This is a genomic window from Streptomyces sp. NPDC053665 (assembly GCF_055585285.1).
In genome coordinates this window covers 1,534,712-1,548,855 of record NZ_JBVJKK010000001.1, presented here as the reverse complement: position 1 = coordinate 1,548,855, position 14,144 = coordinate 1,534,712, and the positions used below count along the sequence as shown (strand labels likewise).

Genomic DNA, 14,144 nt, shown 5'->3' with positions numbered 1-14,144 from the left:
CACGAGTCATGCGACGGACGGGGGTGGTCTGGAGTGCTTGGCGGTGGTCTCGGGGACGCTTTCGCCTTCTGCGTCGTCTCAGCGGGTCCTGCGGATGGCGTCTGTGGCCGCCTTGGCGATGGCGGCGGGAGCGCTGGAGGGCTGGGGCAGGTGCAGCAAGGTGGTCCGCGGCAAGTGGCGGGATTCCGCGGTGAGGGTGAGCTGGAGTACGGCGCAGCCGGCGGTCGTGAGCTGCTTGATGCGGGTGACGGCTTGAGCGGTTTCGGCGCTGCCGTAGTGGGCGTCGGTGACGATCACGAGGAGGCGGCCGGCGCCGGGGCGGCTGAGTTCGAGGCCGTGGTCGAGTGCGTCGATGGCGTTGGCGAGGTTGTGGTGGCCGCCGGTGGCATCGAACGTCGTCACGCGCTCTGGTGCTCGGTGGGTGGGTCGGGTCAGTGCGGTCAGGTGCCTGTCGTAGGCGATGGTGGCGGTACGGGAGTCGGGGTCGGTCAGGGCTGCTGCGCGTGCCACGATCCAGGCAGCGGAGGCGACGGGCTTGCAGGCGGCGCGCATGGAGCCGGAGACGTCGACGGCGATCCCCACACGCAGTGGTGGGGTGGGGGAGTTCCGGCGGCGGGTGTGGGTGAACGGTTCTGCGGTGGGGACCGACCCGGTCGCGCGCTGAGCGTCGCGGGCGAGGGCCGCGCGCATGTTGAGGCGGCCGGGCGGGGTGGGGCTGGTGGTCCGTTCCTCGGTCCGCTCGCGGTAGGCGGCGGCACGCAGGGCGCGGCTCAGGCGCGCGGCGGCACTCTGCTCGGCGGCGGTGGGCCTGCGGGTGCCGGTGACGGGGTTGCCGGAGGGTGCCGGTGTGCCGTCGGGGTGGACGGTGGTGCTACGGGCGTTGAAGACCGACTTGGCGGTGGCGGCGGCTTTGCGTCGCTGGCGGGCTCGCTGGGCGCGGTCCTGAGCCTGCGCCTTGGAGCGCGACGCCATGGCGTTGGCCGCTGCGTCCTGTGCCGCGAGGTCGGCCGCGTCGGTGGCTGCCGAGTGGTCCATGACGACCCCCACGGCGCCGGTCAGCAGATCGGAGAGGCCCTCCGGCACGGGCAGGGCGGGGGCCGCGGCGTCCAGAGCGTCGCACCATTCTTGACCGTGCGCGAGCATGGTCGTGGCGTCGTGGTCGGCGCACTGGTGAGCTGCGGTCCAGATGCGGGTGAGGGTGGTCAGCAAGGGCGCGCCCAGCACCTTTTCGCACAGATCGGCGACAGCCCGGGTCTCGCCGGCGTCCAGGATGCCGACGTCCCGGCGGCCGAGGATCAGGGCTGCCGCGGCGGCGGCCTGCTCGATGCCCTGGAGGGTGGGGTGGGCGATGTCGGGCATGACCAGGGTTCGGGCGCTGGTGCGCAGGTACGTGCGGTCCGTGGGCCGCGTGATCAGGTGCGCGCCTTCGACGCGGCTCTCCTCCAGCAGGAGCGCGGCCTCGACGACGCGGGGGTTGGCTCCGGCAGGCTGTGTCCAGACGGAGTGGGCCGCGTGCGCGGCCTCGTGGACGAACACGCCCCAAGCGGCGGGATACCGCTCCTCGTCGCCCACGATCCGCGGATGGATCTCGTGGGGCTGGAGGGGTGCGAACAGGCGGGCGTCGAACTCGACCTCGCCCAGCGTGGGGAAGAACGCGGCCGGTGCGCCGCTGCGCGTGCCGGGGCGGCAGGTGACGAGGAGGTCCTGGCGGCCGGAGAGGGCGACCAGCCGGTCGCCGAGTTCGGCTCCCACGCGCAGCCACGCGGCCGGGGAGGAGCGGGGTTGCGCGGGCGGGGCGCCGTCGTCGTCCCAGCGCGCGAGGTCGGCGTCGTCTTCCGGCGTGGACTGGATGTGGTGGTGGGCACTCATCGCGGGCGGCCCCGGTGTGCGGAGCCGGTGCTGCCCGGAGGCTGCCGGGCGGCTGAGGCGGGGAGCTGCTTGCCGAGGGTGAGAGGTGCGATCTTCTTGATGCCGACAGCCTTCGTGACGGCGTCGGCGACGGCGTAGCGATCCTCCACAGGAGCGATGCCGACGAGGTTCGCGAGCGCGGCTTTGGTACCGAGGACGGCCTCGGTCTTCTGGTAGCTGAGCAGTTCCCGCAGTTGGGGGGCCCAGCCCAGCTCGCCGAGTTCGACCTGCTGGGCGAGGTGTCGGGCGACCCGGACCACCCGGGCATCGATCCTCAAGGCCAGGGCGAGGTCGTAGTCCGTGCCGATCTGGATCTGCACGCTGAACCGGCTCGCGAGCGCCTCCGTCAACACCGCCCCGTGGACGCCGGGATTGTGGCCCGCCACCACGTAGAAGCCCGGCTCGGCCTTGATGGTCTCGCCCTTGTGGGCCTTGACCTGGATCTGCCGGCGCCCGTCCATCGCGGGATACAGCGCCGCCAGGACCTTCGGTGAGATCAAGGTGGCATCGTCGATCAGCAGGGCGCGGCCCTCGGTCATCGCGGTGACCAGCGGACCGTACTGGAAGACGTAGGCTCCCGCGTCGTCCTGTGTGTACTCGCCGATCAAGTCGCCGACCGTGGTGTCGCCGTCACCGGCGACGGTGAGCAGGTCCGGGAACGCCGCCTCGACCAAACTCGTCTTGCCGGTGCCCGGAGGGCCGTAGAGCAGTACCGGCACGTCGGCGTCGCGCAAGCGGTTCAACGCCTCGACGTCGGGCAGATCGGCCAGCTCCCGGGGGTGGTAGAGCTGGCCCCCCGCGCGGCGGATCGGGCCGGTCTGCTTGGGCGCGGCTGCTGCGGTGTAGGTCGTACGGGTCGTGGCCGCCTGGGCGCGGGGAGAGTGGGTGCCCGGTGGGCTGATCACAGCCCTCTGCGCGGCTGTGGCGGTTTTCGCGTTCGCGCGGAACTGCGGTTGTCCGGTCCCGCTTTGGTCGGCCTCGCCGCGTCGCACCAGGGTGAGGGCGGCGTTGCGGACGGCGCCATGGGAGTGGCCCAGCTGCCTGGCCATGTCCCCTATGGTGAGCTTGTCCGTCGGCCGGTCGGCCAGCAGTCGGGCCACCTTGGCCCGTAGTTCGCCGCCCTTGGTGCGCGCTGATCTGGTAGGCCCGGGTGTGGTCAAAATGAGAACCCTTCAACAGGTGTGGGTGGGGGCGGGGTGGGCGATGCGCTAAAGAGGCCGGCCGCTCTCGGAGGGGATCACGGGCTGTGCCGACATCGGCGACCGGGCCAACCGGGGCGTACCGTCGGCGCTCACCGGCCGGCCGAGGGCTCGGTCCAGGGGCACGGGACGGCCGGCGACGAGCAGCTGGCTGGTTGCAGGGCAGCCCCGTGCGCCTGCTCCGTACCGAGTTCCGTCACTCGGCAGGCGCAGCCGGGCGTCTCTTCGAAGCCGTCCTGGAGCAGGATCCGCCGGGCGGCGGCGTTGTAGCCGGTGGTGGTGATCTCGCCGGTGATGGTGTGCCGGATCGGCATGAACGGCTCTGCTGCTGCTTCGGGCAAAGCGGATCTCCTATCGGTGGCGGGCCGTCGTGCTGGCGCGGGGCGGCGGCGCGGGCGGTGTGGTGTCCACGGCCGGGCGCGGGCGGGTGCGCAGCACGGGGGTGCGGTGCGGAGGCAGGACGGCGACGGTCGCACCGAGGTCCTCGGCTGCCTCTTCGACTTCGCGGGTGAGGAACTCGATCTGCCGTCCCAGCGCTGAGAGGCGGGCGGCGATCTGGCGGCCCTGCACGGTCTCCAGGGCGCTGGCGAACTGGCTGGTCGTCTCCAGAAGTTCTTGCAGGCGGACCATCGGGCCGGCGGCGTAACCGCGCTGGACAGCTCCCAGAAGAGCATTCGATGCGTCACCGGCACTGTGGCCTTCGACGACGTCGCGGATGAGGTCCTGCAGGGACAGCTCCGGGGCCGGAGCCGGACGGTTGAACCGGGAGATGTCCGAGCGCAGCACACCGGGCGGAACCGGAGCGGGCAGGGCCTTGCCTGCCTCGTACTCGTGGGCGAAGTGCCCGATCACCTGCCAGCCCGGGACGCCCGGGTCGCCGCGCAGCGCGACCACTGTGGAGTCGTCGTCCTCGACCAGGTAAGCGAGGGTGATCGGCTGTCCGTCGGCGGCATACCACGACTCGGTCAGCTCCAGCGCACCACGTATCTGTGCGGCCCGGGCCCTGTCGGTCCACAGCTGCTGTTCCTCGTCGGTCAGCGGAGCCTGGTGGTGCCGGCCGTCGCGCTGGTCGGCGAGGTTGCTGGCGATCGGGCTGTGGTCCGCCCAGGCAGTGAGGTGCGCCCACAGAGCCGCGTGCTGAGCACGTTCGGCTGGAGAGCCGGGCGCGGCCGGCCGGTCGAGGGCCCGGCGGATCTCGGCGGCGGACGATGCCAGGCCGTCCAGGACGGCCCGCCACCCGGTCAGGTGCCGGGCGGGCGGCAAATCGTCGAGCGCGAGTCGGGCGGCATCGAGGAGAGCCTCGGCGTGCGGAGCGAGGTGGGTGACGTACGCCTCCACCGCCGCCTTGTCACGGTGGGCTCGTGCGGCTGCGGCGGCGTCTGCGTGGACGGTGCGGCCGTGGCGGTCGCGTGTCATGTCGAGGGCGGCATCGGTCTCGCAGTCGATGACGGCCATCCGCAGCCGGAAGTCGCCTGCCTTGCTGGCCAGTTCGGACGCCGTCGGCAAAGGACTGTCGGGGGCCGGGCTGTTCGTGGGTGTCATCGGGACCGCCCGTCGGCTGCGGCCGTCAGGTGGACGGTGGGAGCGTAGGTGGGCTTCGGCGGGATCGGCCGGGCCGACGGAGGGTAGGTGGTGGGCGGGGTGGAGCGCTGCGTCGTTCGGCCGGCGGCGGCCTGGGCGAGCCTGCTGCGGCGCTCCTGGAGCCCGTGGGGCCGGACAGGGCGCGGCGGACCGGCGGAGAGGGCCGGATTGAGGCGGATGCCGGCCTGCACGGTGTAACCGTGGCGGCGCAGGTCATGGACAGCCTGGCGGGTGCGGCGGACTCCGTCGCGCTCGGGCTCGCTGAGGCGATACAGCCCGGGTTCACCGGGAACGGGCTCGAACTGCTCGCGCTCCAGGAACCAGTGGGCGAGGTGCTGGGGAATCGAGGAAGTGAAGGAGGCGACGAAGCCGTGTTCCTTGTGGTCGCCGAAGGAGAAGTGGGTGCCGGGTTGCAAAGGGGCGGGAATCTCCAGACTTGTCGTGGGGAACGGTCAGTGGCTGCGGTACGCCGGCCGGGCCGCGGCGAGGGGGCGGGCTGGGGCTGTGACGGGGAGGTCCGGGCGGCGGTGGGGTGCGCTCAGGCGGGCCTGGCGCAAGAACGCGTCGCCGTCGGTGAGCCACGTCTCGATCGCCGGCCACGCGCGTGCTCGGCGCTCCTGCTCCGGTACGGCATCACCGTGGACGATCTCGTCGAGCAGGGCTTCGGCATCGCTCACGGCGTCGGCCAGACGGGAGAGGGCTGAGGCGTCGTCGGGCCACGGGCTGGTCGCGGGCCGGCACCGGTCGAGCAGCGTCGGGGCGTGGTCGACGACGGTCAGGAAACGGCGCCAGGCGTGGTCGAGGAACAGCTCCGTCGAGGCGCCGAGGGCGGCGGCGCCCAGCGGGGTGGCGTCGCTGTAGCTGCCGGAGGCGTTCATGGCCTGCCAGGCGTCGTGCTCGGAGCGGATGTCTGCGAGCACGCCGGCGATGGCCGCCGTCTGGCGGGCATGGACGGCCTGCTCGTAGGCGGGAAGGTACCGGTCGGTGAGGGCCTGGGCAGCCCGCCCGGGAAACGGCGGCAGGACGATGCTGGGCGGAGCGTGGGGGTCGCCGTAGCCTCCTTCGAGCCCTTCCGGCGAGAAGGCGCCCACCAGGTAGCCGAGATGATGGCCGGGCCGCTCGACGAACAACAGTGTGGTGCCCTGCGCCGCGTCGGTGAGGACCGCGGCGTAGGGGATCCGCTCGCTCTGGACGGCGCGGCCGAGGTCGCCGCTGTCCCAGATCCACGGGACCAGGTCCTCCTGCCAGGCCGGGTGCGCATAGATCTCGACCGAGGCGTGCCACTGGCCGGGCAGCAGGCGCGCGAGGTCACGGGCGGCGTCGCCGATGTACCGCCGGCTGCTCGTGTGCACGCTGGCGCGGTGCCGCTTCGCGCACGTGACCAGATCGACCACGGTGGTCTGGGTGCCGTCCGCGGCCAGGTGCCAGACGCCGTCGTCGTCTCGCTGGAAGCCGCTCTCGGCGAGGGCGGTGTGCGCCCACGGATACTGCTCGCCCGAGGCGATGGCGACGATCCCCGACTCCCGGCTGTGCGACAGGATGATCTGCGCCTCAGCCAAGGACCAGGTCCTCGCCACCGCGCAGGACGGCGCGCAGGCTGCGCCCGTACGCCCAGGCGTGCTGCCGGGCCGCCGCCTCCAGCTGGTCGTACCCGACCTGGGCCGTCATCTGCCCGGGGTGCTTGCGGTACCGGTACACGGGCACCGGCAGCAGGATTCCGGGCGCGAGCGTGGTGACGCCGAGGGCCGCGCAGTAGTCCTCGCCCTGGACGAGGCCGCCCATCGGCGCTGCGCGCACGAGATCGGTGCGGGCGAGGATCGTGGTCGGCCCGATGGGGATCGTGTCCGTCGGCGTCTTCCAATAGGTCCACACGTCGCCGGCCTCGTGCCGGCCGGGCGGGGTCGGGCAGCGCCACAGACGGGTCGAGCCGTCGGGGTGCTGGTCCTCGCTCCAGCCCGCGCACCAGCCGACTCCGGTGGATTCCAGGGTGTCCAGCCGTACGGACATGGCGTCATCGGTGAACTGGTCGTCATCGTCGGCCCAGTTGACGTAGGGGGTGCGCACGTGTGTGAGGGCCAGGTTCCTGGCGCAGGCGGCGCCGACCGGCCGGGGCAGCGTCAGTGTGCGGATGCGGGAGTCCTGCGCGAGCGCGGTCGGCAGGCGTTCGGGTGTGGTGCCGTCGAGCGCGATCACGGCCTCCCACGGCACGGACTGCCAGGTGAGGCTGGCGTGCATGGTGGTCAGGTAGTCGAGGCGGTCGTCGCGCAGGCGGGTGGCGATGACGACCGTAATCAGGGGAGCGGGCAGGGAAGTCTCCGGCAATGAGGGGAGGTGAGGGTCAGCGGCGGGCAGCCGTGCGGGGCCCGGTCGGTGCTGCACCGGCAGCGGGCCGCGGTGGGCGCGCGGTGCGCGAGGTGGTGGGCGTCCGGCGTGTGGTGATGGCGGGCCAGTGCGCCGGGTGGTCGCTGAAGGGGGTGTTGGGGTCGGTGTCCCAGGCCACGAGGGGGCCCGTGCCTGTGTGAGCCATGCTGATCACTTCGATGCCCTGCGGATGCAGGATGTAGCCCCACGGCATGCCCAGGTCGCTGGCGGTGGTGTCGGTGACCGTCATGCGCACCGGGGGCGAGCCGTCCGGAGTGATCAGGTGATCGAGGGTCCGGCTGGGCCAGTGTTCGCCGCCGGTCAGCGTGGCCACGAGCGTGGGCGGGGCGTCGTCGAGGAGATCGGTGCCGAGTTCGTCCCAGCCGACGGCGATGTCGTCGATGAGGTGCTGGGCCATGGCCTCGACGTCGCGTCCGAACTTGTACTGGTAGGCGGCCAGGAGGAGCGGGAGGTGGTTGCTGGGCACGCCGTCGAGCTGGACGTGGATGCCGCTGTACCCCGTGCCGGGGGTGGGGCGGGCGATGAAGGAGTGTGTGGACAGGGAGTTCTCCGGAGCGAGCAGGGGGCGGGGGATGTCCTCGGTGGCCGTCGAAGTGGCGGGCGGGTGCGGCTACGCGCGGTGTGACCAGGAGGGGACCGGGGGGCCGGAGGCGTCGGTGCGGGCGCAGGTGTAGCCGATCAGGCGGGAGGGCTCGGCCTTCGCGGGGACGGTGGCGGCGTCGTTGCACACGAACGTGTACTGGATGGACATGCGGGGCACGTCGTGGAGCCAGGCCCGGTCTTCCTTGCCGGGGTTGATCTGCAGGCCGGAGTGCGCGACGGCGTCGGTCTGGGTGTGCGTGTGGGAGAAGAGGACCAGCGCGCCGCCGTCTTCCGTCTTGAGGGCGTAGGCGTCCGTGAAGCGGTTGTCGGCTTCGTCGAAGACGCTGGTTCCCTTGTCGCCGAAGCGTGTTGCGGCATCGTTGTGGACCTTGACTTGCCGCTTGCTGGCCTTGGTCGGCGCGAATACCTTGTTTCCGGTGTTCGTGCCTCCGGTGGTGAAGTTGTCCAGCACGGCAGTACGCAGCAGGTCGGCGTCGGCGGCCAGCTGCTTGTTGTCATTGGAGGCGACGGCGGTCGCGTATCCCTCGCGGTCCAGGGCGACGTCGGGCAGCTTCTGGCTGTCGAGGTCGACGACGGACACCATCTCCCAGCGCTTGTGGTGGGGCTGTTCGGCGAACACGGCCAAGCGAGAGGGGGCCTTGCCCTTCTCGCTGGAGAGGGCGGCAGCGAACCAGCGGTCCTGTCCGTCGGCCAGGCGGGGGATGTACAGCTTGGCGCTGGCGAGGTCGTAGGACCAGCGCTCGTACGGCTCGCGGTCCTTGGCGGGGAGTCCTTCGGTCTCGGTGTAGTCCGAGACGGACATCGCGTACAGGGGTCCGTCCTCGACGGTGTCGAGGAGGCGCCGGTCGCGGTCCGCGTTGGCCTCGTTGTTGATCTTGGAATAGCGGGTGATGACGTCGCGGGCCTGAGCAGCGCTGAGAGCGGGCGCGGGCTTCGGGGCGGTGCTGGCGCTGGGCGTCTGTCGGGCCTGGGCTGGGCCGTCTTCGTCGGAGCAGCCAGTGAGGGCCAGGGTGAGGCAGGCGGCGCCGATGATCGGCGGCAGAGTACGGCGGGCGGTGCGGATGGAGGCTCCAAGGGTTCGCAAGGGGAAGAAGTCAGGGCGTGCGTCTGGCCGGTGGGGCGGCTTTCGGCGATGCCGGCGGGAGGACCCGTGGCGGGAGGGGTGACGGCTGGGCTGGGGGAACGTGTGAGTTTTCGTGGGGCAAGGCGGGGTGCGGTAGCAGCCTGAGCTGGGCGAGGCGGTGGTCGATCGCCTCGATCAGGGGTTGGGTGCTGCCGCCGTGGCGGGCTTCGGGCCGTTGGGGAGCACTGGGGTCGTTGGAGGGCGCCGAGTCGTAGATGACCTCGAACAGCGTCGGGTCGTCGGGGTGCTCGCGAGTGGCGATCCAGCCCACCGGGTCTCCGGGCGGTCGCTCGGAGGGCGGGTCGTGCGGCGGACTGATGACCAGGTAGCTGTCGTCGGGGAGCGAGACGCGCACGTTGTAGGTGCTGAGGCCGAATTCGATGTCGCACTGCAGCCCGCGTGCCCGAAGCGGCGTGATGACGTGTGCGTGGCGACGCCACAGCTCCTGCCACCACGGCGTGTGCACGTTGCGGTGGTCGGGCAGCGGTGCGAGCGGTACCTGGCCGGGTTCTGGAGTGGTCGTTTCGTCAGCGGCCATGGCTCCTCCTGCGGCGGGGGCGGGGGCCGGGTCATAGGCGGCGCGCAGCCTGTTCAGACCGGCTTCGTCGGCGAGAGCGAGGGCGGACAGCGCCCGGCTGGCCGCTGTCATCAGCAGGTGCGAAGGCGATCCCTTGGCCGCGTCGCGGTTCTCCTGCTTCCACCGTGCTGCGGCGACGAGGTAGTCACTCAGGGCGCGCAGTGCGGGTTCGGCGGCGTCCAGGACGTGGTCGGTGACCGCGTCGATCTCCGCCGGGGTCCGGGCTGCGGCGAGGGCGTCCAGGTACGGGGTGAGGTCGGGCGCTGGCCAGGGCTGGTCGGGTAGGGGGTACGCGGCGCGGAAGGGCTGTGCGTCGCGTTGTGCCCACCGCTTCAAGTCGCCGCGGGTGGCGAGGTTGTACCGGGCGGCTTGGATCTGGTCGGCGTCGCGGCCGACGTTGTCGTAGAGCTCGAAGTCTGGGTCGCGGGGGATGATGCAGGAGTCCTTCGGGGCTGGTGCGGGCTGCGGGTCGTTGCGGGCGGACTGCACCGGGGTGGCGATCTGTTGCACGAGCAGCTCACGGCTCTGGTGCGGTCAGCGGTGGAGACCGCCAGGCCGTGACGGCGGTGGTTCCGGCGGTCCCTCCCGGCGGGTCAGAGGCGCAAGGAAGCGCTGGACGCCGAGGTGGTCGTCGAGTTCCTTGGCTGCGTCGCGGAGGGATTCCGAGGCACGCCGCAGAAAGGCTCGCGCTGAGGCGTGGTCGATGACCATGCGATTCGTGAGGTAGTGCCGGTCGGTGGGGTTGGTGGTCCGGGGCAGGGTCAGGGCGGCCTCTGCGGTCTCGGTGAAGTGCGGGGCTGCGTGGCTGGAGATGGTCGCGGCCGTGGCGAGTTGCTTCAGGACGGTCCGGCCGGTCCGGGTGGTGTGGTGAGGGCTCCGGGCGAAGGCGTCGGCCAGGCGGAGGACATCGCGGGAGAGGTCCTGCGCGTCGGTGGCGTGCTGGAGCAGCGCGGTGTAGGACGGCGCGGCCGGAACGTGCCCGTTCTCGTCGAGCAGCTCCCACCGCTGGGCGGCGTCGTGCAGTTTGTCCTTCATGGCGTTGAGTGCGCCGATAAGGTGGAGCGCGTCGTCGCGCGGTATCAGGTCGCGTTGGAAATCGGGCTTCACGGGCCTTTTGCTCCTCAGTGCATACGGGCGTCGGTATCGAAGAGCGCCAATTCGTGGCTGTGCAGGAGGTGCTGCACGATGAAGCTCCGACCTGCGACTTTCCACAATCCGCGCCCTCGGTTGAGGTGGGCGATGGCGTCCATCTCGACGGAGGTCAGGCCGAGCAGGGAGGCTGCGGCGTGGAGCTGGTCGGTCTCCTGGCGGTAGATGATCCGGGTGGAGCAGTCCGCCAGGAGACCCTCGGCCAGGGCGCGGCCCTGTGATCCGGCGTCGCCGGCGGTGAGCAGGTCGGACAGCCGATGGATCACCATGAGGTTGGCGATGCCGAGTCCGCGGGAGAGCTTCCACTGGGCCTGCATGCGCTGGAGGAGGCCGACGTGCCGCATCAGGCGCCATGCCTCGTCGTACACGATCCAGCGCCGGCCGCCGCCGGGGTCGGACAGGGCGGATTCCATCCAGGCGCTCGCGCAGGTCATCGCGAGGACGAGGGCGGTGTCGTCCCCGGATCCGCCGAGGCGGGAGAGGTCGATGGTGAGCATCGGCGCGTTCGGGTCGAAGGCGACGGTGGAGGGGGCGTCGAACATGCCGGCCAGGTCGCCGTGGACCAGGCGCCGCATGGCGTGGGCCAGGTCGCGGGCTGCGTCGCCGAGTTGGCCCGCCATCATCCCGGCGGCCTCATCGAGGTCGGTCGGGTTGTTGAGGGTGGCGGCGATGTCGCCGAGGAGCGGGGTGCGGTGTGTGTCGGCGGCGCGGGTGACGACGGCGTCGAGGGCGACGTCCAGGGCGGTGTGTTCCATGGGCATCAGGTCCCGGCCCAGTACGGTCCGGGCGAGGGAGCCGAGCAGGAGCAGGCGCCGCTTGCGGATTTCGCCGACCCAGTCGGCCTCGGCCACGCTGTCCGGGCGCGGGGCTGCGTCCAGGGGGTTCAGGCGTCCGGGCAGTCCGGGCCCGAGGGCGACGGACCGGCCGCCGAGGGCTTCGGCCACCGGAGTCCACTCGCCCTTCGGGTCGCACGGGACGTAGACGCGGTACCCGAAGGCGACCGATCGCAGCGCGAAGGACTTGGCCAGCGCGCTCTTGCCCTGGCCGATCACGCCGGCGAGCAGCAGGTTCGGGTTGGTGAACCCCTCGACCTTGCCGTACAGAGCGAACGGATCGAAGACGAATGACGCCTCGGCGTGGACGTCGCGTCCGATGTAGATGCCCTCGGCGCCGAGTCCGCCTTCGGCGAGGAAGGGATAGGCGCCGGCCGCGACGGCGGTGGTCATGCGGTGGGCGGGAAGTTTTAGCCGGTTCCCGCGAGCGGAGGCGGGCCCGGGACGTCCGCTCGGTGGGTAGAGCGGGGCGGGCATCTGCTGCTCGGGGCGGGTGCTTTCGCTCTGGTGGGCGCTGGCTTCCGCGCGGGCTTTTGCGGCGGCCTCGGCGAGCTGGCGGCGGGCGGCCTTGCGGCTGGCGCGGTCGGTGCCGTGGGGGGTGAACAGCGGGCTGGCGGACGCGCGGCGGGCGCGGCGGGCGGGCCGGTGGCTCATCGGGGGCCCTCGATTCTGCGGGTGGTGCTCATCGCACGCAGGCCGTGGCGTGCGGGCGGAGGTCGGTGGGGGTGGTCTTGCGGCGGACGACGTGTCCGGCGGCGAGGTGGCGCTGGCAGATCGTCAGCACGGGCAGGCCCTCGGGAAGCCGCTCTGGATGGCAGGCGCTTGTCTCGGCGTCGGCCTGGGGTGTGCCGGGCAGCAGGTGGAAGGCGGCGTGGACTTCGGTGGTGGCCTGCCAGAGCCTGGTGTGGGCGGTGGCCAGGTGACGTCCGGCGGCCGGGTGCGGGGGCCGGGTGTGGTCGGCGAGCCGGTCCAGAAGCTGGAGCAGAGCGGTGAGGTGGGCGTGCAGTACATCGAGGTGCAGACGGTCCACGGGCCTGGGCGGGTCTGCGTCCGAGGGCGTGAGGGCGCGTGTGTGGTGGCGGATGCCGGCGCTCGCGGCGCGGAGGTAGGGGTGCGCGTCGTCGGGGCGCGGGGGAGAGGTCAAAGGTAGTGGTCCTTCCTGCCGGTCGGCAGGGTGGTGAAGGGGCGTCCCGTCGCGGGTGATCCGGAGTGCAGTGGGTCAGGGCGTGCACGGGCGCTGCTGGTTCACAGGGCGGTGCGGGCGAGCGGGAGCGCGGAGAGGGCGAAGGCGTCCGGCTGCTGGTAGTTGAGCCTGCGGAGATCGACGCCGGAGGTGACGGCGTGGGTCTCGATCTGTGCGCAGGCGGCGTCCAGGAGGGCGTCGGTCTCGGCGGTGACGGTGACCAGGCCGGTCAGGGCCACGTCCGCGTGCCCGGCGATGAGCTGGCGTTCGCGGGTCTTGACGTCGGCGTACTCGACGGAATCCTCTTCGGAGTCGACCTGCCCGCGGCGGGCGCGCTCGTTGGCGTCGGCGATGATCGCGGCCTTCTTGCGCTGGACGTCCCGCAGTGCGGACTCGAGCCCCTGCGGCACGTAGATAAGGGACAGGGTGCGGCGCACGCCGGCCGTGAACATGATCCCGTGCAGGAACCCTGCCCCCATCTCGGTGCGCGGCCAGTTCTCCACCCAGTACGTCGCGTGCCGCGCGCTGTCGGTGGCGAGGCGGTCGTACTCCTCGAACTGCACGACGGGCCCGGCGGCTGCGGGGTCGGCCTCAGCGCGGCCGGTCTCGGACCACTGCTGGAGCGAGGCGAGCGCCTTGGGGTCGTAGGCGGTGCGGATGACGGCGGCGATCTCCCGCGCGCTCAGCCAGCCGGTGACCATCAGGCCGGCGTTGCGGGCGGCCTGGGCGATGGAGGCGGTGGTCTGCTCCATGACGGTGAATGCCCCGGGCAGCCCTCCGCCGGCCTGGTTGATCAGGCGCCGGGCGGCCTTGAGGTCGAGGGAGATGGCGAGGTAGGTCTCGTGCGGAGCGGCGGCCGGGCCGGCCGAGGCGACCAGTTCGGAGTAGATCTGTCCGGCGACGGGGGTCTGGGGCTGCCCGTTCTGGGTCCAGTGGCGGGTGAGCGTGTCACCGCTGTCGGGCACGGTGCGCTCCAGGACCTGCACGGTGGCGACGTGCCCGGTGCGGGCGATACCTGCCAGCGCGCGCCCCCAGCTGCTCACGTTGTGGTTCTGGGTGGCGGGGTCGAGGAGGGCGAAGGCGCGGCTGGTGACGCGGGCGATGGCGGTCAGGGTCTGCTGGTGCGGGTCGTGGACGGCTGCGGCTCCGTTGGCGGAGTCGCCGGGGGTGACGACTTTGAGGGAAGCGGCGGTGCCGGGCAGATGGAGGAGGCCGTCCTGCCGGGGCCTGGTGACAGGTCGGGCGAGCCAGAGGGTCTGGCCGGTGCGGCGGCGGTGCGTGTACCGGGTGACGATCGGTGCCCAGTCGATGAGGGAGCGGCCGTGGCGGCGGATGGCGACGAGTGCGCCGGATGCCGCCCACAGCGGTGCCAGGGCAACGGCGCCGAGTAGCCCGGTGGAGATCACCGTCATTAGCAGCAGGGCCAGTGTGCAGGAGACGAGAACGAGTTGGGGCAGGGAGAGGCCGAGGAGGATGCCGCGGCGGCTCCGGTGGGGGAACTTCACCGTGACCGGAGCAACAGAGAGGTCAGTCATGGGGGCGGGTCCTGGAGGCGCGGGTGGAGGCCGGGGGCGGGAGGTGTGTGCACGTCCCGCCCCCGGGCGTC

The 14,144-nt window shown here is 72.0% G+C and carries 14 protein-coding genes; all 14 read right to left on the bottom strand.

Annotated features, from left to right (window positions below; translation table 11 throughout):
• Window positions 1-78 precede the first annotated feature (78 nt).
• On the bottom strand, window positions 79-1,869 hold the full coding sequence (locus ACZ6ZN_RS06740; protein WP_469643632.1) for a vWA domain-containing protein: 1,791 nt from the start codon (window positions 1,867-1,869) through the stop codon (window positions 79-81).
• Window positions 1,866-3,008, bottom strand: coding sequence for an AAA family ATPase (locus ACZ6ZN_RS06735; RefSeq protein WP_469643630.1), 1,143 nt, complete (start codon window positions 3,006-3,008; stop codon window positions 1,866-1,868). Before ACZ6ZN_RS06735 ends, ACZ6ZN_RS06740 begins: the two co-directional genes overlap by 4 nt.
• 191 nt (window positions 3,009-3,199) lie before the next feature.
• Window positions 3,200-3,421: a hypothetical protein gene (locus ACZ6ZN_RS06730; RefSeq protein WP_153181644.1), complete on the bottom strand. Its 222-nt coding sequence runs from the start codon at window positions 3,419-3,421 to the stop codon at window positions 3,200-3,202.
• 37 nt (window positions 3,422-3,458) lie between these two features.
• Entirely contained in the window at window positions 3,459-4,649 is a 1,191-nt protein-coding gene (locus ACZ6ZN_RS06725; RefSeq protein WP_469643627.1) for a hypothetical protein, read from the bottom strand.
• On the bottom strand, window positions 4,646-5,104 hold the full coding sequence (locus tag ACZ6ZN_RS06720; RefSeq protein ID WP_469643624.1) for a hypothetical protein: 459 nt from the start codon (window positions 5,102-5,104) through the stop codon (window positions 4,646-4,648). The genes ACZ6ZN_RS06725 and ACZ6ZN_RS06720 overlap by 4 nt, the downstream gene beginning before the upstream one ends.
• A gap of 36 nt (window positions 5,105-5,140) precedes the next feature.
• On the bottom strand, window positions 5,141-6,247 hold the full coding sequence (locus ACZ6ZN_RS06715) for a hypothetical protein (protein WP_469643622.1): 1,107 nt from the start codon (window positions 6,245-6,247) through the stop codon (window positions 5,141-5,143).
• Window positions 6,240-6,983 (bottom strand): glycosyltransferase, encoded by a 744-nt coding sequence (locus ACZ6ZN_RS06710; RefSeq protein WP_469643995.1) that lies wholly within the window; start codon window positions 6,981-6,983, stop codon window positions 6,240-6,242. The genes ACZ6ZN_RS06715 and ACZ6ZN_RS06710 overlap by 8 nt, the downstream gene beginning before the upstream one ends.
• A 43-nt stretch (window positions 6,984-7,026) precedes the next feature.
• Window positions 7,027-7,536: a hypothetical protein gene (locus ACZ6ZN_RS06705; protein ID WP_165684259.1), complete on the bottom strand. Its 510-nt coding sequence runs from the start codon at window positions 7,534-7,536 to the stop codon at window positions 7,027-7,029.
• Window positions 7,537-7,680: 144 nt separating this feature from the next.
• Window positions 7,681-8,757: a DUF8094 domain-containing protein gene (locus tag ACZ6ZN_RS06700; RefSeq protein ID WP_469643619.1), complete on the bottom strand. Its 1,077-nt coding sequence runs from the start codon at window positions 8,755-8,757 to the stop codon at window positions 7,681-7,683.
• Window positions 8,758-8,767: 10 nt separating this feature from the next.
• Window positions 8,768-9,883 (bottom strand): hypothetical protein, encoded by a 1,116-nt coding sequence (locus ACZ6ZN_RS06695; protein WP_469643617.1) that lies wholly within the window; start codon window positions 9,881-9,883, stop codon window positions 8,768-8,770.
• Between the two features lie 24 nt (window positions 9,884-9,907).
• Window positions 9,908-10,480 (bottom strand): hypothetical protein, encoded by a 573-nt coding sequence (locus tag ACZ6ZN_RS06690; RefSeq protein WP_469643615.1) that lies wholly within the window; start codon window positions 10,478-10,480, stop codon window positions 9,908-9,910.
• Window positions 10,481-10,494: 14 nt separating this feature from the next.
• Window positions 10,495-12,009, bottom strand: coding sequence for a VirB4 family type IV secretion system protein (locus tag ACZ6ZN_RS06685; RefSeq protein WP_427900890.1), 1,515 nt, complete (start codon window positions 12,007-12,009; stop codon window positions 10,495-10,497).
• Window positions 12,010-12,037: 28 nt separating this feature from the next.
• Window positions 12,038-12,499 (bottom strand): DUF6238 family protein, encoded by a 462-nt coding sequence (locus ACZ6ZN_RS06680; RefSeq protein ID WP_061441576.1) that lies wholly within the window; start codon window positions 12,497-12,499, stop codon window positions 12,038-12,040.
• A 101-nt stretch (window positions 12,500-12,600) separates the two neighbouring features.
• Entirely contained in the window at window positions 12,601-14,073 is a 1,473-nt protein-coding gene (locus ACZ6ZN_RS06675) for an SCO6880 family protein (protein WP_469643612.1), read from the bottom strand.
• Window positions 14,074-14,144: the final 71 nt, after the last annotated feature.

What these genes read in the sequence shown, in the direction of transcription:
- ACZ6ZN_RS06740 (WP_469643632.1), bottom strand. Translation starts at nt 1,869, where the DNA reads ATGAGTGCCCACCACCACATCCAGTCCACGCCGGAAGACGACGCCGAC.
- ACZ6ZN_RS06675 (WP_469643612.1), bottom strand. Translation starts at nt 14,073, where the DNA reads ATGACTGACCTCTCTGTTGCTCCGGTCACGGTGAAGTTCCCCCACCGG.
- ACZ6ZN_RS06730 (WP_153181644.1), bottom strand. Translation starts at nt 3,421, where the DNA reads ATGCCGATCCGGCACACCATCACCGGCGAGATCACCACCACCGGCTAC.
- ACZ6ZN_RS06725 (WP_469643627.1), bottom strand. Translation starts at nt 4,649, where the DNA reads ATGACACCCACGAACAGCCCGGCCCCCGACAGTCCTTTGCCGACGGCG.
- ACZ6ZN_RS06685 (WP_427900890.1), bottom strand. Translation starts at nt 12,009, where the DNA reads ATGAGCCACCGGCCCGCCCGCCGCGCCCGCCGCGCGTCCGCCAGCCCG.